A 19,586-nucleotide genomic window follows, 5' to 3' on the forward strand; every position below is an offset into this window, starting at 1 on the left:
TTGGCGCGGTTAAAGCCCAACGGGTGCCCGGGGTGGGGTTGGTGCTCGGGGGTGCTCGGTGCATAGGGCGCTCGGTGCGTCAGTCCTTGGTGCCCTTGGCCGGGGTGCGTCCCAATCCGAGGCTCTGACCGTGACCCAGGCCCCGCCCATGGCCGAACCCCACGCCCGGCTCGGATAGAGGCCCGTCAATCAATTGGCGCGCCGCCACGTCGGAGCCGTTCCTGACGCCGAGAATCCGCACGGTGCCGCCCGTTGCGATCTCGGCAGCGGTAATGTCCGCGGGCCTACGCCGCTTGCCGTCGTCGCCCATTGACGGCTTGCTGTTCGCAGCGGGGCCGGGAACCTTGACTATTTTTGTGTCTGCGTTAAGCGCGTAACTCTGGCTGAAACCGTCTTCGCTTTTGACCGAGATGGCCGAATCACTGATGGCGTCCACAGTGCCCTGCTGTGTCACAAGTGTCTCGAACGTGCCATCGCTCTTTTTGAACACACTTTCGCTGTGCAGCAGGCGTGTCCGCTGGCTCTTGTCCGGGCGCACCCTTGACTTGTCGTGGACGTCGCCGTTTCCGTGGCCGTTTTCAGTGGACGGCCCCGTGGAGGATAGTGAGGCGGTGGGCGGCGAGGGCGGGGTCGCTCGCGGCCCAGACCACGGCCGCACCGGTAACCGTCAGGGCGGCCACTAGTGCACCGGCGAGCAGTGCCTTGCGCATTTTCACGGGCTCACGACGTGTCATGGCGGTCCTTTCACAGCACCGGCAGGACTGCGATGGGGCAACGGCATCCTGAATCCCAGTGTACGGCGGGAGTCAGAAACGATGATGCCCGGCTGGGTCGCAGATAATGCCGTTTCGCCGCCCTCAAAACGGCATGTGCTGCGACCCAGTTGGATACAGCGGGTGCGTCAGCCTTCGACGCCGAGCTTCGCAAGGATCAGCTCGCGGACACGACCGGCATCAGCCTGGCCACGCGTGGCTTTCATCACACCGCCAACTATCGCGCCGATGGCCTGGATCTTGCCGCCGCGGATCTTTTCGGCGACGTCAGGCTGCGCAGCCAGAGCCGCATCGATGGCTTCCAGCAGAGGGCCGTCGTCGGAAACCACGGCCAGTCCGCGCTTCTCGACGATCTCCGCAGGGGTGCCCTCGCCGGCGAGTACACCGTCCAGGACTTCGGTGGCCATCTTATTGTTGATCCTGCCGTCTTCAACCATCCTGCTCAGCTCAACGATGGTCTGCGGCTCAACACCAAGCTGTCCGGGATCCACGTCCGCATTCTTGGCGCGGCCCACGATCTCGCCCATCCACCACTTCCGGGCAACCGAAGCGGTGGCCCCCGCGGCAATGGTTTCTTCGATCTCGTCCATCACGCCGGCGTTGACCACATCGCGAAACTCCAGGTCCGAGTAGGCCCAGTCGCTCTGCAGGCGCTTGCGGCGTTCGGCAGGCGGCTCGGGCAACGTGGCGCGGAGCTCCTCCACCCACTCGCGCGATGCCACAATGGGGACGAGATCCGGCTCCGGGAAGTAGCGGTAGTCATCGGCGTCGGACTTTGCCCGGCCCGACGTCGTCGTGCGGGTGTCCTGGTGCCAGTGGCGGGTTTCCTGGATCACCGGCTCGCCGGAGTCCAGGACGGCGGCGTGCCGCTGGATCTCGTAGCGGACGGCGTGTTCGACGGCGCGCAGCGAGTTCACGTTCTTGGTTTCCGAGCGGATGCCGAAGCGTTCGCGGCCGTGCGGGCGCAGCGACACGTTGGCGTCGCAGCGGACGTTTCCGCGCTCCATCTTGGCGTCGGACACGCCGAGGTTCTTCACGATCTCGCGGACGGCTGCCACGTAGGCCTTGGCGAGCTCGGGGGCACGCGAACCGGCCCCTTCAATCGGCTTGGTGACGATTTCCACGAGCGGAACTCCTGACCGGTTGTAGTCCACCAGCGAGAAGTCCGCGCCCTGGATGCGGCCGGCGGAGCCACCCATGTGGGTCAGCTTTCCGGCGTCCTCTTCCATGTGCGCACGCTCGATTTCGACGCGGAACACGGTGCCATCCGAGAGCTCGATGTCGAGGTACCCGTCATACGCAATCGGGTCCTCGTACTGGGAGGTCTGGAAGTTCTTGGGGGTGTCCGGGTAGAAGTACTGCTTCCGGGCAAAAGTACAGGATTCGGCGATCTTGCAGTTCAGCGCCAGGCCGATCTTGATGGAAGACTCAATGGCCGTTTTGTTCACCACCGGGAGGACGCCAGGCATGCCGAGGTCCACCTCGTTGACGTTGGTGTTGGGCTCGTCGCCGAAGACGTTGGGGGCCGAGGAGAACATCTTGGATTTGGTATTGAGCTCAACGTGGACCTCAAACCCCAGAACGGGATCGTACTTCTCCATGGCCTCTTCGAAGCTCAGGGTTGCATCAGACATCAGTTTGAACCTCCGTGGCTCTTCACGAGCTCCGTCAGGGAAGGTGCGCTGTCCAGAATGGGACCGCCCCACTTCGCTTCCAGCAGCGACTCAAGGACGGCGCCCACGCGGTACAGCCGGGCATCCTCGCGGGCCGGGGCCAGGAGCTGGATACCCACCGGCAACCCGTCCTCGTCAGCCAGACCGCCAGGCAGGGACAGGCCGGGGACTCCAGCCATGTTGGCCGGAATGGTGGCAACATCGTTGAGGTACATGGCCAGCGGATCGTTCAGCTTCTCCCCCAGCTTGAAGGCAGTGGTGGGAGCTGTCGGCGAGATCAGAACATCTGCCTTGGCGAATGCGGCGTCGAAGTCACGCTGGATCAGGGTGCGGACCTTCTGCGCTGAGCCATAGTAGGCGTCGTAGTAGCCGGCGCTCAGCGCGTAGGTGCCGAGGATGATGCGACGCTTGACTTCGTCTCCGAAGCCGGCGGCGCGCGTGGCTGCCATGACGCGTTCGATCGTCAGGGGAGCGTCTTCCGGCAGAACACGCAGGCCATACCGGACGCCGTCGAACTTTGCCAGGTTTGAAGAGGCTTCCGACGGCATGATCAGGTAGTAGGCGCCGAGCGCGTACTTGAAGTTGGGGCAGGAAACCTCAACGATTTCGGCCCCGGCCTGCTTGAGCAGCTCCAGCGACTCGTTGAAGCGGTTCTCTACCCCGGCCTGGTAACCCTCGCCGTGGAGTTCCTTGATGATGCCGATCTTCATGCCGTCCACGTTGCCGAGGCTCGCGGCGGCCACAAGATCCGCCAGCGGGTCGGTCAGGGACGTCGAGTCGAAAGGATCGTGCCCGCCGATGACCTGGTGCAGGAGCGCAGAGTCCAGCACCGTACGGGATACCGGGCCTATCTGGTCCAGTGACGAGGCCATGGCGATGGCGCCGTAGCGGGAAACCCCGCCGTAGGTGGGCTTGACGCCCACGGTTCCGGTGACGGCGCCGGGCTGGCGGATGGATCCGCCGGTGTCGGTGCCCAGGGCCAGGGGCGCTTCGAAGGCGGCGACGGCGGCAGCCGAGCCCCCGCCCGAGCCGCCCGGGATGCGGTCCAGGTCCCACGGGTTGTGGGTGGGACCGAAGGCGGAGTGCTCGGTGGAGGAGCCCATCGCGAATTCGTCCAGGTTGGTCTTGCCCAGGATCGGCATCTTCGCGGCGCGGAGGCGCTTGACCACCGTGGCGTCGTAGGGGCTGTGCCAGCCTTCGAGGATCTTCGATCCCGCCGTGGTGGGCTGGCCGATCGTGACGATGAGGTCCTTGACGGCAATCGGCACGCCGGCGAGGGCGTGGAGCTCCTCGGCAGCGGCACCGCCGGCGGCGCGGATCGCGTCCACCTCGGCGGCGACGGCGAGCGCCTCGTCCGTGTTGACGTGCAGGAACGCATGGACCTTGCCGTCGACGGCGGCGATGCGGTCCAGGTGCGCCTGCGTGACCTCGACGGCGGAGACTTCACGGGCAGCCAGCTTGCCGGCCAGAGCGGCGGCGGAGGAACGGATCAGTTCGCTGTTGGTTTCAGTCATGTTCTAGCCCTCATCCAGGATTGCCGGGACCTTGAAGCGGTTCTCATCGGAATCCGGAGCGCCGGACAGAGCCTGTTCGGCCGTCAATGTGTGGCCCACTATGTCCTCGCGGAACACGTTGCGCAGCGGGATGGGGTGGGACGTGGCCGGGACGTCGTCACCGGCGGCTTCACTGACGGATTTGACCGAATCAACGATGACGGCGAGTTCGCCGGCCATCCTGTCCAGCTCTTCGGCACTCATCTCGATGTGAGCGAGCCGCGCGAGATGCGCGACGTCGTCACGGTTGATCGCAGCCATGGATCTCCCCTGCAATGTAGTTGGTTTCCCCATAGTCTACGTGGCAAACGTCAGTGCCCGCCTGACGACCCCCAGCGGGCGTCAGACGGGCACCTCGGGCCCGCAGCATAGCCGCCGGCAGCTTCAGGTTAGCCGATACCGATGGCTCCCGTCAGCACCCCCACGCCGAGCATCACGAGGGAAACCACTGCTGTGCGCCACAGGACCTTCTTGTGGTGGTCACCCAGATCCACCTTGGCGAGCGAGACCAGCAGAAGGATGGCGGGCACCAGCGGGCTCTGCAGGTGGAACGGCTGGCCCGTGATGGAGGCCCGCGCCATCTCGGCGGCGCTGATGCCGTAGTGGCCCGCGGTCTCGCTGAGGACCGGAAGCACGCCGAAGTAGAAGGCGTCGTTGCTCATGAAGAACGTCATGGGGATGCTCAGGATGCCGGTGATGATTGCCATGAAAGGACCCATGTCCGCGGGGATGATGGCCACGAGCCAGGCGGACATGTCCTTGACCATTCCCGTGCCGTTGAGAACACCGGTCAAAACCGCTGCTGCCATGACCATGCTGACCACGGCCACGATCGACGGAGCGTGCGCAATGAGCTGCGCGCTCTGGTCCTTCACCTTGGGGAAGTTAACCAGCAGGGCGATTGCGGATCCCACCATGAATACAAACGGAAGGGGAACCAGGTCCGCCACGAGCATGACCATCACGGCCAAGGTGAGCCCCAGGTTGAACCACTGCAGTTTGGGGCGGAGGGTCTTGCGGTTGGGGTCCAGGGCCGTGTCAGCCATGGCGGTGTGACCGTTGTCCGCGAGCGTTTCCGGCCGGTCCAGGACTGCAACGGCAGAACTCCCGACGGCGGTACTTCCGCCGGTGGGGCGGGAACCCTTGCGTCCGAAACCGAAGCGGCCGGTGCCGCCGCCAGCCGGCGCGCCGCCGTCGAACTTCTCGGCAGAACGCTCACCCCAGATCTCGGGGGCGACGGTACGGAGACGGTTGCGCTCCTGCAGACCCAGGAGCCACGCGAAGACAAACACGATGACCAGGCCTGCTATCAGGGACGGGATCATGGGGACAAAGACCTCGGACACGCTGATTTTCAGGGCGGAGGCGGCGCGGGCGGTGGGGCCGCCCCAGGGCAGGATGTTCATGGTGCCGTTGGCCAGACCCGCTACGCAGGTGAGCACAACGGGGCTCATCTTCAGCCGCAGGTACACGGGCAGCATGGCAGCGGTGGTGAGGATGAACGTGGTGGAACCGTCGCCGTCCAGGGAAACCGCCGCGGCCAGGATGGCGGTGCCCAGGACAACCTTGGCGGGGTCGTTGCCGAGCTTGCGCAGGATGAACCGCACCAGTGGATCAAAGAGCCCGACGTCGATCATCAGGCCGAAGTAGATGATGGCGAACATGAGGAGGGCGGCGGTGGAGGTCATGGACTTCATCGATTCCAGAACCATGTCACCGATGCCCAGCCCGGCGCCGGCGAACAGCCCGAAGATGGTTGGAACGACGATCAGCGCCAGCACGGGCGTCAACCTCTTCGTCATGATAAGCACCATGAATACCGCAATCATGGCGAACCCGAGTAGTACCAGCACGGCCGGCTCCTTCTTTTGTGAATGGCACCACAACGGTGTGATGCGCACTACAGACGTTAGAGTGGCGTCCGTCACGGCAGTGCCTTTGGCTCAATTGATTGGCATACTGCTTATTGGGAGCATTTTGCTCATTTAGCTCACCAGGACTTTTGCCCGGACTTTTGCCCGGACTTTTGCACGGACTTCGACCGTCCCTACCGTGTCCATCACTGCGACTGCAGACCAGGAGGACCATGAAGAGCCCCGCACCCCGGCTGCCGCTGCGGTTCTCCACTCAGACGCTGCTCCTGCAGCTGGCCGTGGTCCTGCTGGTGGTGCTGCTGAGCGGCGCGGTCCATGCCTGGCTGACTTACGACAGGCTGGGACGCGAAGCGGAAAACCAGGCACTGACTCTGGCCAGAACCGTGGCCTCTGATCCTTCAGTCCGGGACGATGTCCAGGCCATCAGCAAAGAGCCGGGCACTCCCCCGGCGTCCGAGCTCGTAACCGGCCCGCTGATGGCGGCGGCGGAAGGAGCTCGGGCACGGACCGGCGCACTGTTTGTTGTCATCACGGACGAAACGGGGCTGCGGCTGGCCCACCCGGACGCGGAACGGCTGGGAGAAAAAGTCAGCACCGATCCCTCCGGGGCCTTGGCGGGCCAGGAGCTCACCACCCGGAATACCGGCACGCTGGGGCCGTCCGCCGGCGCCAAGGTCCCGGTCTATGGGCCGGATTCCGGCACCGTGGTGGGCGAAGTCAGCGTGGGGTATTCCATGGAGACCGTGGGCCAGAGCCTGTCCCGCGATATCGGGCCGATCCTCCTGACGGCAGCAGGCGCACTCTTGGCCGGAGTCCTGGCTTCGTTCCTGCTGCGGCGCAGGCTTCAGCGCCTAACCCTTGGCCTGGAACCCGAGGAAATCAGCACCCTGGTCCATGACCAGGTTGCCGTACTCCAGGGCGTGGACGACGGCGTGATCGGTGTGGCTGCGGACGGCAGGATCAGCGTGTTCAATGCGGCAGCCCAACGTCTGCTGGGGCAGGCTGACCTGGCCGGAATGCCGTGGGCCCAGGCACCCGTACCGGAACAACTCAAGTCACTCACCCGCCCCGATGCCGGCGAGGCAGACGCGCTGGAGCTGGTGGCCGGAGGGCAGGTGCTCGTGGCAAGCGCCCGAAAGGCACTCCACCGGCAGGAGGATCTTGGCTGGGTGATCATGCTCCGCGACCGCACCGAACTGCAGCACCTCACCCGCCAGCTCGACGCCGTGGGAACCATGTCCACAGCACTCCGCGCCCAGCGCCACGAATTTGCCAACCAGCTCCACACCATCGCAGGGTTTATGAGTATGGGCCAGCACCAGCAGGCCCGCGATTATCTGGCCCGGCTTGCGGCCACCGGCCCGCTGAAGTTCCCGGTGGACCAGGCCGAGCTCCTTCAGGATCCCTATTTGCAGGCGTTTGTGGGGGCCAAAGGAGTGGAGGCTGACGAACGCGGGGTGGCCCTGCGGATTGGACCGGAAACATTGGTCCGAGGCCAGGTCACGGAACCGCAGGACGTCACCACCGTGCTGGGCAACCTGATCGACAACGCCGTCAACGCCGCCGTCGCCGGCACCTCAGCGGACCGCTGGGTGGAACTGGAGCTGCTGGACGAACCGGGAGCCGACGGCGGCACGCTTCACATCGTCGTCGCCGATTCCGGCGATGGGCTTGCGGATTCCACAGGGCCGGAGACAGTTTTTGCCGAAGGATTTACGACGTCGGCAGGCCCCGTCCGTACGGGCGCCGGCCAGGGACTCGGGCTGGCGCTTGCCCGGCAGCTCGCCCGCCGCAGGGGCGGCGACGTCAAGGTTCTGGAAGCCGGAACCGCGGGCGGTCCGGGAGCCGTATTCATGGCCACGCTGCCCGGGACCACTGCCGGAAATTCTGTGGCCTCAAGCGGAGACTTACCAGGAAGGGACAACGATGTCTGACGATTTCAGAGTGCTGATTGTGGACGATGACTTCCACGTGGCGAAGCTGCATGCGGCTTATGTGGATTCTGTGGCGGGGTTTATGTCGCTGGCACCTGTGGGATCGGCGTCGCAGGCGCTGCAGGCCATCCACAGCCTGCGCCCTGATCTGGTGCTGCTGGACGTCTACCTGCCGGACGCCTCGGGGCTGGACCTGCTGCTTCAGCTGGATGTGGACACCATGATCCTGAGCGCGGCCTCGGACGCCGCGTCGTTGAGGGTGGCGTTCCGGCGCGGAGCACTCGGCTATCTGCTGAAGCCGTTTACTGCCGACTCCCTGTCCCGGCAACTGCGTTCATATGCCCGCTACCGCCGCATCCTGGCGCAGCCAGGAGCCGCGGTCCAGGAGACGGTGGAACGGGCCAAGCGCGCGCTCATTCCGGGCGACGTCACATCGTCCGTAAAACCGCGGTCCGCCACCGAGGCCGCGGTGCTGGAGTCGCTGCTGCCCGGCGAACAGTATTCAGCGGCGGAGGTCGCCGGGCGGGTTGGGGTTTCCCGGGCCACTGCGCAGCGGTACCTGTCCTCGCTCGCCGATGACGGCGCCGTAGACATCCAGCTGCGCTACGGAACAACCGGCCGTCCGGAACACCGCTACGGGCTCCCACCGCAGCCCGCACACCCCGGACTTCCAGCGCGAACGAGCACTTGAGGCCCTGAAATCCGCGATTTAGCGGCTGTGATTCAAGGGCTGCGATTCGGCGCCACTTTGTGGCGGCTAGACGTCCAGCCGGTAAACCAGCAGCTTTATGTCGGTGTCCGGCACAAACCAGTCACGCTCAGGGACCCGCTGGAAGCCGGTCTTCCGGTAAAGGCCATGCGCGCTTTCCCACGTTGCGCCGGTGGTCAGCGCCACGGCCTTGATGCCTTGGCTGGACTTGGCGTGCTCGATAATCGCATGCACCAGCGCTTTCCCTGCCCCGCTGCGCTGCACGGCCGGATCAACCACCAGCATGCGGAACTCAAGTTCATCAGCCAAAGCAATGTCCGCGTACGGTTCCCCGGCCACAGCCAGAGTCACGGAACCAACAATCTGCCCGTCGCGTTCGGCCACCCAGACGGTAGCCTTGCCCGCCCGCTGCGCAACATTCTGGATCTGCTGCATGTAGGGGTGGTCAGCGCTCTCAAAGTAGCCCGCGGCTAGGTAGGCGTCCCGGGTAATCCGGGCTACGGCGTCGTAATCTGCCTCGACGGCTGGACGTATGAGTATCTGCGGCTGCACCTGTTCATGGTAATGGCGGTGCTGGAACCCGGGTGCCGAAATGGTACTTTCCGTGACTGAACTATCAGCCCGCAAGCCCGTGACCGCGTGTTGCGAACCCGGGCCGCCGTGTTGCGAACCATTGCCCCGAATTGCCCGCTGTTGCCCACGGTTTCCTGCCGTTGCGCCCCGCGTCCTGGATGCTGGCAGGCACCGCGGCGCTGTGATTGATTGGCTCCAACACCAGCCCCAAACGACAGGAACACCCCATGGCCACGCCCCAGCGCACCCTGCACCTGAACGCTTTTCTGATGAGCACCGGACACCACGAAGCGTCGTGGCGGCTTCCGGAAAGCAACCCACGCGCCGGCACGGAGATCAGCCACTATGTCAATCTGGCCCGGATCGCCGAACGCGGCACTTTCGATTCCATTTTCTTTGCCGACTCCCCGGTGATTTTCGGGGATGTGGGCCGGCGGCCGGCGGCCGGCCGGCAAGCTGGAACCTACAGTCCTGCTGACCGCCATCGCGGCCGCGACGGACAGGATCGGGCTGATCGCCACCGCGTCAACGACGTACAACGATCCGTTTAACCTGGCTCGGCGCTTCGCGTCCGTGGACTTCGTCAGCGGTGGCCGGGCCGGCTGGAATGTAGTGACCACCGCAGGGCCCGAGGCCGCCCGGAACTTCGGTATGGAGGACCAACCGGCCCACGCCAGTCGCTACGAGCGGGCGGCGGAATTCCTTGAGGTGGCAGGAAAGCTGTGGGACAGCTGGGATGACGACGCCGTGGTGGCGGACAAGGAGTCGGGTGTCTGGGCTGACGCCGGAAAGGTCCGCCCGATCCACCACGTTGGCACGCATTTCCGGGTTCGCGGACCCCTGAATGTTCCCCGGTCATCCCAGGGCCATCCGCTGATTGTCCAGGCCGGGTCTTCGGAGAACGGCAAGGGACTGGCGGCGCGCTATGCCGAGGCTGTCTTCACGGCGCAGCAGACGTTGGAGGATGGGCAGGCCTTCTACAGCGACCTGAAGGCCCGCACGGCTGCCTGGGCAGGGATCCGAAGGGCATCAGGATCCTTCCCGGGATTGTGCCTGTCATTGCTCCCACCGAAGCAGAAGCCAAGCAGCTGGAACGGGAGCTCGATGAGCTTATCCGGCCGGAGTACGCCCGGATCGAGCTCGCCCGGACACTCCGGGTGAGCCCCGAAGACCTGCCGCTGGACCGTCAGCTGCCGGTTGCGCTCCCGGATGAGGACTCCGTCCAGGGCGCCAAGAGCCGCTACACGCTCATCGTGGAACTCGCCCGCCGCGAGAAACTGACAGTGCGTGAGCTCATTGGCAGGCTGGGCGGAGGCCGCGGGCACCGGACCTTCTCCGGCACTCCTGAACAGGTGGCCGACGCCATCCAGCTCTGGTTCGACAACGGCGCCGCAGATGGCTTCAACATCATGCCCGCGGTGCTGCCCTCAGGCCTGGAGACGTTTGTGGACCAGGTGGTGCCGATCCTTCGACGCCGCGGCCTGTTCCGGAACGGCTACACGGCCGAGACCCTTCGCGGCCACTATGGGCTGGAGCGGCCGGTCAACCGCTACTCGGATGCCACTGGACTTGCAGCCGGCCTCCGGGCCTGAGATTGCAGGGCGCGGTTCAGCGTGCGGTCTCAGCGGACTGCTCAGAGCGGAAACTTGCCGGACAGCTCCAACGTCCCGGCGCAGGTCCAGGCTGCCAGCCGTTCGTCATCCGATGGCCCGCCGGCGAGAGGGCTGGTGAGCCTGGGCCTGCGGACCCAGCAGCCGGCTTCTTCCGCGATCAGCGCGCCGGCGGAGAAATCGTGCTCATTCAGGCCGCGTTCCCCGTAGGCATCGTGCGTCCCGTCTGCCACAAGGCACAGGTCCAGAGCGGCCGATCCCAGCCGCCGGACATCAGCGAAGCCGTCCATGAGCCCACCTAAAAGGGAGGCCTGCTCGGCGCGGACACCGGGATCGTAGCTGAACCCGGTCGCGAGAATCTGCCCCTTGCGGCCGGGCACCGGTCCGTTGAGCTGTGCCAGCTGGCCCCGCTCCTCGAGCCACGCACCGTGGCCACGGACCGCGTAATACACGCGGCCCAAAGCAGGGGCGTTGACGACGCCGGCCAACCAGACTCCGTCGGAATCGGCCACTGCCACTGAGGTGCCGTAGTAGACGATATTGCGGATGAAATTGGTAGTGCCGTCGAGCGGATCGATGGACCAGCGGTAACCGCTGGGGGTTTCCGGCCGCGTGGTGCCGTGTTCCTCGCCCGTAATGGCGTCGTTCGGACGGGCATGTGTGATGACATCGCGGACGGCGTTCTCGGCGGCAAGGTCAAAGGCCGTCACCCAGTCCCCCGCTGCGCCCTTGTTGCTGACGTCGAGCGCGGCACCGTTTCTGGTGGAAAGCACTGCAGCCCCGGCCGCAGCCGCCTGTTTGGCAACGGCAAGAAGCTCGGCTGGATCCGGCAGGGCCTGCGCATCCGGGCTCATTCGGAGTCACCTTCCGGTTCAGCAGCTTCATCCGGTGCCGCGGCCGGACCGTTGGTCAGGAGTTCGCGGAATCCGTCCTCGTCCAGGACCGGAACGCCGAGCTGTTCGGCCCTGTCCAGTTTGGTACCCGCGCTTTCGCCGGCCACCACGTAGCTGGTGTTCTTCGATACCGAACCGGCTGCCTTTCCTCCGCGGATGAGGATTGCTTCCTTTGCCTCGTCGCGGCTGAAATTGGGCAGCGAGCCGGTGACAACGATCGTCAGCCCTGCCAAAGTCCGTGGGGTTGATTCGTCCCGCTCATCGGCCATCCGCACACCGGCGGCCGCCCAGCTGTCAACGATTTCCCGGTGCCAGTCTTCTGCGAACCATTCCTTGAGCGCGGCGGCGATGGTGGGGCCGACGCCGTCCACACTGGCGAGTTCTTCCTCCGACGCCTCGCGGATTGCGTCCATGGTGCCGAACGCCGTGGCCAGTGCGCGTGAGGCCCGGGGACCCACATGCCGGATGGAAAGGGCCACAAGCACGCGCCAGAGCGGCTGGGTCTTTGCTTTCTCCAGTTCGTTGAAGAGCTTGCCGGTGTTGCTGGTCGGTTTGGACGGGGCCTTCGCCGTTGCTTTGCTGAAGAAGTAGGGCACGAGTTCAAACTCGCCGGTGGCCACACCCCTGGACCGCTTTTCGCGCCGGATCCGCACGGCGGCAAGGTCCTCTGGAACCAGGTCAAAAAGACGCGCCTCGGTGGTCAGCGGAGGGGCCTCCGGTTCGGCCGGCTGGGTCAGGGCAAAAGCGGCTTCGTCTCCCAAGGCTTCAATGTCAAAGGCACCCCGGCCGGCGAGGTGCGCCACACGCTGGCTGAGCTGCGCCGGGCAGGAGCGGGTATTAGGGCAGCGGATGTCTACGTCGCCCTCTTTCGCGGGAGCCAGCGGTGTTCCGCAGGAAGGGCACTCGGACGGCATCACAAAGTCACGGACCGGCGGATTCTGCTGGCCCCGCAGTGCGAGCACCGGACCGACAATCTCCGGAATGACGTCCCCCGCCTTGCGGAGGATAACGATGTCGCCGATTTTCACGCCCTTGGCCTTGACCACATCCTGATTGTGGAGGGTGGCCATTTCCACGGTGGACCCGGCCACCTTGATGGGAGCCATGATCCCGTAGGGCGTAACTCGTCCCGTGCGCCCCACATTGACGGCGATGTCCAGCAGCTTGGTGTGGACCTCCTCGGGCGGATACTTGTAGGCGACAGCCCAGCGCGGCACACGGGAGGTGTAGCCGAGGGCGCGCTGGGTGGCGAAGTCATCGATCTTGATCACGATGCCGTCGATCTCGTGCAGAATGCTGTGCCGCTGCTCGCCGTACCGCGCAATGAACTCCAGAACGTCCTTCAGCCCGCCCAGGACCTCAAAGTATGGGCTGATGGGCAGTCCCCACTGCGCGAGCAGCGCGTAGGTTTCCGACTGGCTGGTGGTTTCGAGCCCTTCACGGGCACCGATTCCGTGGACGAACATCCGGAGCGGACGCTTGGCTGTTTCTGCCGGGTCCTTCTGCCGGAGGGAGCCTGCGGCGGCGTTACGCGGGTTGGCGAGCGGCGCTTTGCCTGCCTCAATCAGTGCCTCGTTGAACTCGGCAAAAGCCTTGGAAGGGATGAACACTTCGCCGCGGACCTCCATCTCGGCGGGGAAGCCGCTGCCGCAGAGCTCCTGCGGGATTTCCTTGATGGTCAGTACGTTGTGCGTGATGTCCTCGCCGGTGGTGCCGTCCCCTCGCGTGGCGGCACGGACCAGTTTTCCATCCCGGTAGAGCAGGTTGACGGCAAGGCCATCAATCTTGAGTTCCGTCAGCCAGGCCGGCGCCGCTGTGGTTCCGCCGAGCTTGCCCACACTGGCTTCCGCCTTGGTGAGCCAGGCTTCCAGCTCTTCGAGGGAGAACACGTCCTCGAGGCTGTACATTCTCTGAAGATGCTCGACGGCGGCAAACGCCGCCGAGACTTCGCCCCCTACCTCCTGGGTTGGCGAATCGTTCGCCACCAGTTCCGGGTGCAGCGCCTCCAGTTCCTCCAGCCGCCGGAACAGTTCATCGAACTCGGCGTCGGAAACAACCGGCGAGTCATCCTGGTAATACGCGAACCGGTAGGTACGGACACGATCTGCCAGATTCTCGTATTCGTCTCGGAGGGATTCGGACGGGACATCCTCCGGCTCAATACCGGGGGCTGATTTGTCTGCGGGGCCGGGTGCTGTGCTCACAGACCTATCTTGCCTTACACTCCGGACATTGTTCGGACAGATTTCGGGCAAGCCCGGAAAGAGGCGGTTTAGCGGCGTACGGAGGCCCAGACCCGGTCACCGGTGAAATTCGGCAGGGCCCGGACGCTTTGCTGCGTCCGGGCCCTGCCGTGAAGCCGCATTCGCTAGCGGGAAGCGGTCTCCTGCTCGGAGGCGTTCCTGGCGGCCTGCTTGCCTGCTTCCTGCAAGGCCTGGGCAACCTTGGCCAGAGCCGCAACATGCTGGCCCGACCATTCGCTGCGGAACTTATCGGCGTCCGGGCCCTTCCAGTCAGTGCCCTCGAGCACCTTGGTCAGCGTGGACTTCTGCTTTTCGATCTCAGACGAACCTGCCTGAAGCTTGGTACCCAGGTTCTTGAGCTGAGCAATGTCGGCACCCCAAATAGCCATTGGTTTTCTCCTTCAAATTTACGGATCCGATCCAGATCGGCATCCCCAGCGGCCCCCGGCTCATCCGGAAGATCCATCACCTAAAAACTATCCCGGCGCCGAAACTCTGTCGATGGGCACCGCTCCCCATGCACTGCCCATCTTCACCCAACAGGCGCTTTCGGGGTCCGCCATGGTGTCACCGAAGGATGCTCAGTTCCGGTTTTCCGGGGGGAGAGCGATCTGCAGCTTCCGGACCTTCCCACGACCCACAATGTAGCCGCGGCCCGGGATGAAGTCGGTACTGATCCGTCCCAGTGAGGTGTTCAAGAGGCTGTCGCCGTCAATATCGCCCGGGTTGATCAGGAGGCCCCGGCGCCCCGATTTGAACGGTTGTGCGAGTGACCATGCCGAGGACCAGGTGGAGGTCTCGGACTCACCGATCACCCATTGGTCAGCCTTGATGGACGTTGTCACCAGGCGTTCCACCCCGGACTCCGCACCGGTGTCGGTGAATTCAGTCAGGCCCTCAATGAAGATGCCCAGCTTGCCCGGGTTCGCCGAGGAGTGGTCGACCAGCTCGTCGATGGCTTCCTCGACGTCGTCCGGACCCGCTATGGAGCGGGTCCAGATCCGAAGGGACGCCACAGCGGACCGGCGCGAGCCGAGGTAGATCAGTTTTGTGTCCGGGTTGGAGCGGCGGAGCGCGTAGGCCATGGTCACCAAGGCCACGGTTCGTCCGGCGCCCGGCGGTCCCGCCAGCAGCAATGGGCCCTTTGCCATGATGTCGGCCGGCTGGAGTGTTTCGTCGTCCACGCCGATGACCGGGAGATCCATGCTGCCCGGGGGAAGAATATCCAGGGCCACCTGGTCCGGCAGCCGCTCGATCCGCGGGGCCTTTTCCACACCCTGGCGCAGCATGGCTTCGCTCAGCTTGTGGACTTCACGGGCCTGCAGCGCGAGGTTGGAGTTGCCGCCCAGGACTGCAATCTGCACCTCATGGCTGCCCAGGAGCCCGCGTCCTGGAGGTGAGCTCTGGCCCAGGATGTCTTTGGGGACGTCCATGGACATGTAATCGTCCTCGGAGGACAGGCGCAGCACCAGCCGCCGCTGGATGGAGGCCAGTAACGACGCCGGGACAGAGTTGGGGCGGTCACCGGTGACTACCAGGTGGATGCCAAGGGGACGCCCGTCCGTGGCGAGTTGCAGGAAGATATCCCACAGGGCCGACAGGCGGCTGTATTCGTAGGCTTCACGGAAGGCTGACATGCCGTCCACCAGGACGAATATTCGTTTTTCTTCCGGCCGGTTGGCCAGCTTCCGGTATTCCACAATGGTGGAAGCCCTGACCTGGGCAAACCGCGCGGAACGGTCGTCGGCCACCTCGCGCAGCCAGCGCAGGAGCCGCCCCACCCTTTCGACGTCGTCGCCGTTGATAATCTCTCCCACGTGCGGCAGCTCGTCTAGCATTTTCAGGCCCGAGGAACCACAGTCGATTCCATACACGTGCACCGGACCACCGCGGGGCGTGACCGCCGCCGCAATGGCAATTCCGCGAAGTGCAGCCGATTTCCCGGAGCCTCCCGTTCCGTAGATGGCCATGTTGCCGACTTTGTCCGGTTCGTAGAAGACCGTGGGCTGGTCCTGGTGTGCGGGGTCGTCCGCGACCCCCAGAAGGAGCCGTTCATCGGAGCGCGGGTTGGGCAGCTTGGAGAAATCGTAGGTCGTGGCCAGTTCGTTCAGCCATGGTTTCCGTGGCGGTTCGATCGAGAGCATTGTAGCGGCCCTGATGATGTTGGCAGTCATCCGGGCGATGTCGTTTGGACCTGCCGGTTCTTCCTTCACTTTGTTCTCAGGCGCCGGAGCATGCCAGCTCGGGCCCGAGGCGAAGGCCATCTCCACGATGTCGATCTGCGGCCGCTGGGGTTTTTCCGTGGTCCAGCCGCCGGCGTAGCCGGTCTGGAAGCCTTGGATCCGGCCGGGGCCTGTTTTGGCTGCTCCACGGCCTGGAATCGACGGATCAAAGTAGGCCGCATCCGGCACCCCGAGGATGTCGCTCGAGTCGTCTTCATCGGCCATCCGCAAGGCCACCCGGAGGTTGGTGTTGGCCCGCAGGCTTTCCTTGATGACACCGGCCGGCCGCTGCGTGGCCAGGATCAGATGCAGGCCCAGTGACCGGCCCCGGGCGGCAACGTCCACAACACCGTCCACGAATTCCGGGACCTCGGTGGCCAGGGCCGCGAACTCGTCCACAACGATGATCAGGTACGGCGGTGCCTCGGGGTCGGCCTCACGCTGCAGGCCCAGAAGATCCTTGGCTTTCTTCCGGTTCAGCAGGTGCTCCCGGAAGTGCAGCTCAGCACGGAGCGAGGTCAGGGCGCGGCGGACCAGGTGCTGCGACAGGTCCGTGACCAGACCCACGGTGTGGGGCAGGTGCAGGCAGTCGGCGAAGGCTGCCCCGCCCTTGTAGTCCACAAACAGGAAGCTCACCCGGTCCGGGCTGTAGGCCGCGGCCATGCCCATCACCCAGGACTGCAGGAACTCGGACTTTCCGGCACCGGTGGTACCGCCCACCAGCGCGTGTGGGCCCTCGTTTTTCAGGTCCAGATACAGCGGCTCGATGCCCTTGGAACCAACGAGCGCACGCAGGGTGCCGTTGTCCTTCCGGTTCGCGACGGCGGTGGAGCGGACAGAGTTGTTCTCTTTCCAGCGGTCCGCAACAGCCTGCGGGCTGTCCATGAAATCCTTGCCGATGAGGGTGGCATAGGACACGGCACGCGGGAGGTCGGAGTCATCATCCACCGGCTTGCCGACATCCACCACCGGCGCCAGCATGCGGGCCAGTTGGGCGGCCAGTTCAGCGTCGAGACTCTCACAGCTCACCGGGTAGGTGTGTCGCCCCAGCCGGACGTGGCCCGTAGTGGTGCCGTGATCGCCGTCGACCGCCATGAAATCGCGGCATGCCGCCGGAAGCGCCTGCACACTCGTAGCCACCCACATCACGTGGACTCCCGAGTCCGGTCCCCGCTCCACCAGTTTGGTGAGCCGCCCGCGGTCCACCGGGGCGTCGTCCTCCACGATGACCAGCACGGCAGGCAACACGGGTCCGGGCACTTCCGCTTTATCCGGATGGATTCCGGGCCGCGGTGCCGGATGGGACGCTTTGACCGCGGACTCACGGGTATCTACCAGGTCTTCAAGCCGCGCCAGCAGTGTTGAGCCGCTGGCGGAGCCTGCCGCCAGGTGGTCACCGCTGAGCGGACTATGGCCGGAGCCAACATGGGGAAGCCACTGGAGCCAGTTCCAGCGCTCTTTCGACCGGGCGGAAGTAATGGCGGCCACCACAACTTCGGCAGGCGAGTGAAGGCCCACCAACTGGAGCACCACGCCGCGGGCCACGTCATCAACGAGCCCGCGGGAACCTGCCAGGCCGAACGAGCCTGCCGTCCGCAGCTGCGAGACAACGGGCACACCCTCGAGCTCCTGGAACTGCTTCAGGCAGTCCTGGATTTCCCGCGTGTATTCCGCTTCGGTGTCGTTGCTGTTGGACTCTTCAAGGGGAATGCGCGTCGGCGCTGTGCCGAGTCCGAACCTCAGCCCCAGGAAACCGGTGTGCTCGGGCCGGTGCGTCCACAGCAGCGGCCCCAGTTTGTAGATCGCGTCCACCGTGTCGCTGACAGACGGCGCCTCCTGGAGCCGGACGGCGCGCTCCACATGCTGCAGTTCGGTGATGTCCTGCCTGAACGCCGCCATGGATTCGCGGAATTGCTTCAGCTGCCCCTTGCGCTCGCGCTTGCCTTGCATCTTGTGATCCATGTAATGGCCCACAATGAACAGCGGCATCATCATCATGAACACCACCGAAAGGAGGTTGCTTGTAAAGGCGAACACAATGCCGCCCATCAGCAACGGCACAATCAGCATGATGTAGGGGAACGGCTGATGATCCTGCCGCTTGGGTCCGGCCGGCACCACGCGCTTTCCGGGCTCGAACCGGGGAACCACCCGCGGCGAGCGGTTGAAATCGACCAGGGGCGACGTCGGTGCTGCCGCCTGGTTGCGGGCCAGCGGCACCACCGTGACCGTGGTGTCGCCCAACGTCACGGTGTCCGAGGAGTCCAGTGTGGCCCGGGTGACCGGGAATCCGTCCATCAGGAGGCCGTTGGCAGAGTTTGTGTCCACGATCTCCACGGTCTCGCCCACCGTGATTCGGGCGTGCCGCTTGGAGGTCATCGGATCCGAAAGCCTGACGTCCACGTCCCGGTCCCGGCCGATGTAGCTGGTGCCGGATGGCAGCGAAAATTCCTGGCCGACGTCGGGTCCGGAGAGAATCCGCAGGGTGGCTGCCGCGGGTCCTCGGTTGGCTCCGGGTGCCGCGAAGTGCTCGCTGACCCGGGTCAACGAAACAATGGAACCAGGCCTGAGGCCTGATTCCAGCAGATTGTCCGTACGGGTCAGGATGTTGCCCTTCATGCCGCCGGCCACAAAGGCCTCGTCAATGCTGAGCGAGAGGTTGGCCGGTGCCGGCGTGCCCCGCCGTTCCGGGTCAGCTGCCCAGAGCTGTGTGGCGATGTCTGCCACGGTTGCCCGGCCGTCAACGGTCACGGCGAGATCTTTGGCTTCGCCCGGGTCCCGGCGCAGGGTCAGTCGGATTCTCACCCTTCCTCGACCCCTCTCATCTTTTCGAGCAGGTACAGGTCATCGGCAGTCACCAGATGGGACGTCACGGAATGTTCCACGAGTCTCGCGCGCCTGTTCGTGGCGAGCTTTCCGCCACCGCCCCGGAGGCCCACCACGCCAACCCGGTCCAGCTTGTCGCACACGTTGTCCAGCTTTCTGTTGAATCGGGTAAGAGCCCACCCCAGGGACTTCGCGGCCGCTGCCGAAGACGGAATGGCGCTGAAACCGGTGCCGTCGCGGCGCAGCATGGGCTCGGACAGCGCAACGATCAATGCCTTCTGGGAGTCCGTGAATACCACCGGGCCAATGGTGGTCTCACCGTTGCTGTCGTCGTCGCGGGCCTCCTGGCGGAAAGACGGCGTCTTCAGATGGACCGCAAACTCGTAGGTGGTTGGCCCGGCGGTGAAGACGATGTTGGTGTGGCTGAACACCAGCGGTATTCTGGCGCCCGGCGAAAGCCAGGCCTGCATACCGCCGGAACCGTCAGCCACGGTCGCCGACAGCATGCTGCCCACATTGCTGAGCCACCAGATGCCGTCGTAGCGGGCGATGTGCAGGAACCGGCGGTGGAGGTACGGATTGTCATCCACTTCAAGATCGCCCTCCCGCCCGATGCTGAAGACGTCCTCATCCGATGGTTCGTACCACTCGCCACAGAAATCTACTGCTAGATCCCCCATTTTCCGTGCCTCCTCTTAGGGCA

Annotated in this window: 14 protein-coding genes and 1 pseudogene; 3 read left to right on the forward strand and 12 right to left on the reverse strand. The window is 64.9% G+C overall.

The window, feature by feature from the left end; translation table 11 throughout:
* Positions 1-79: 79 nt before the first annotated feature.
* From V3C33_00620 to V3C33_00645, 6 genes are all read right to left on the reverse strand, one after another.
* A complete protein-coding gene (locus V3C33_00620; GenBank protein ID XAS67882.1) occupies positions 80-538 on the reverse strand; it encodes a hypothetical protein in 459 nt (152 codons plus the stop codon).
* Positions 539-578: 40 nt separating this feature from the next.
* Entirely contained in the window at positions 579-734 is a 156-nt protein-coding gene (locus V3C33_00625) for a hypothetical protein (protein ID XAS67883.1), read from the reverse strand.
* Positions 735-901: 167 nt separating this feature from the next.
* Entirely contained in the window at positions 902-2,410 is a 1,509-nt protein-coding gene (gene gatB, locus V3C33_00630; GenBank protein XAS69599.1) for an Asp-tRNA(Asn)/Glu-tRNA(Gln) amidotransferase subunit GatB, read from the reverse strand.
* The gene (gene gatA / locus V3C33_00635; protein XAS67884.1) at positions 2,407-3,960 is read right to left on the reverse strand and encodes an Asp-tRNA(Asn)/Glu-tRNA(Gln) amidotransferase subunit GatA; all 1,554 of its coding nucleotides are present in this window, start codon (positions 3,958-3,960) and stop codon (positions 2,407-2,409) included. Before gatA ends, gatB begins: the two co-directional genes overlap by 4 nt.
* A gap of 3 nt (positions 3,961-3,963) precedes the next feature.
* Positions 3,964-4,260 (reverse strand): Asp-tRNA(Asn)/Glu-tRNA(Gln) amidotransferase subunit GatC, encoded by a 297-nt coding sequence (gene gatC, locus V3C33_00640; protein ID XAS67885.1) that lies wholly within the window; start codon positions 4,258-4,260, stop codon positions 3,964-3,966.
* 128 nt (positions 4,261-4,388) lie between these two features.
* The gene (locus V3C33_00645; protein XAS69600.1) at positions 4,389-5,894 is read right to left on the reverse strand and encodes a CitMHS family transporter; all 1,506 of its coding nucleotides are present in this window, start codon (positions 5,892-5,894) and stop codon (positions 4,389-4,391) included.
* Between the two features lie 191 nt (positions 5,895-6,085).
* Here V3C33_00645 and V3C33_00650 point away from each other — a divergent pair, with 191 nt between their 5' ends.
* A complete protein-coding gene (locus tag V3C33_00650) occupies positions 6,086-7,807 on the forward strand; it encodes an ATP-binding protein (GenBank protein XAS67886.1) in 1,722 nt (573 codons plus the stop codon).
* The gene (locus V3C33_00655; GenBank protein ID XAS67887.1) at positions 7,800-8,498 is read left to right on the forward strand and encodes a response regulator; all 699 of its coding nucleotides are present in this window, start codon (positions 7,800-7,802) and stop codon (positions 8,496-8,498) included. The genes V3C33_00650 and V3C33_00655 overlap by 8 nt, the downstream gene beginning before the upstream one ends.
* Before the next feature lie 66 nt (positions 8,499-8,564).
* Here the strand turns inward: V3C33_00655 and V3C33_00660 are convergent, their stop codons facing one another.
* Entirely contained in the window at positions 8,565-9,068 is a 504-nt protein-coding gene (locus V3C33_00660; GenBank protein XAS67888.1) for a GNAT family N-acetyltransferase, read from the reverse strand.
* A 248-nt stretch (positions 9,069-9,316) separates the two neighbouring features.
* Here V3C33_00660 and V3C33_00665 point away from each other — a divergent pair.
* Positions 9,317-10,681, forward strand: a pseudogene (locus V3C33_00665) (LLM class flavin-dependent oxidoreductase).
* A 41-nt stretch (positions 10,682-10,722) separates the two neighbouring features.
* Here the strand turns inward: V3C33_00665 and V3C33_00670 are convergent.
* From V3C33_00670 to V3C33_00690, 5 genes are all read right to left on the reverse strand, one after another.
* Positions 10,723-11,532 (reverse strand): inositol monophosphatase family protein, encoded by an 810-nt coding sequence (locus V3C33_00670; protein ID XAS69601.1) that lies wholly within the window; start codon positions 11,530-11,532, stop codon positions 10,723-10,725.
* A 17-nt stretch (positions 11,533-11,549) separates the two neighbouring features.
* Positions 11,550-13,796, reverse strand: a complete 2,247-nt coding sequence (gene ligA, locus V3C33_00675) for an NAD-dependent DNA ligase LigA (protein XAS67889.1) — start codon at positions 13,794-13,796, stop codon at positions 11,550-11,552.
* A 164-nt stretch (positions 13,797-13,960) separates the two neighbouring features.
* On the reverse strand, positions 13,961-14,224 hold the full coding sequence (locus tag V3C33_00680; protein XAS67890.1) for a hypothetical protein: 264 nt from the start codon (positions 14,222-14,224) through the stop codon (positions 13,961-13,963).
* Positions 14,225-14,416: 192 nt separating this feature from the next.
* Complete coding sequence (locus tag V3C33_00685; GenBank protein XAS67891.1) at positions 14,417-18,862, reverse strand: FtsK/SpoIIIE domain-containing protein; 4,446 nt, start codon at positions 18,860-18,862, stop codon at positions 14,417-14,419.
* Entirely contained in the window at positions 18,859-19,563 is a 705-nt protein-coding gene (locus V3C33_00690; GenBank protein XAS67892.1) for a hypothetical protein, read from the reverse strand. The genes V3C33_00685 and V3C33_00690 overlap by 4 nt, the downstream gene beginning before the upstream one ends.
* Positions 19,564-19,586 lie beyond the last annotated feature (23 nt).

The sequence above is a fragment of the Micrococcaceae bacterium Sec5.7 genome, assembly GCA_039636785.1.
Taxonomy (GTDB): Bacteria; Actinomycetota; Actinomycetes; order Actinomycetales; family Micrococcaceae; genus Arthrobacter.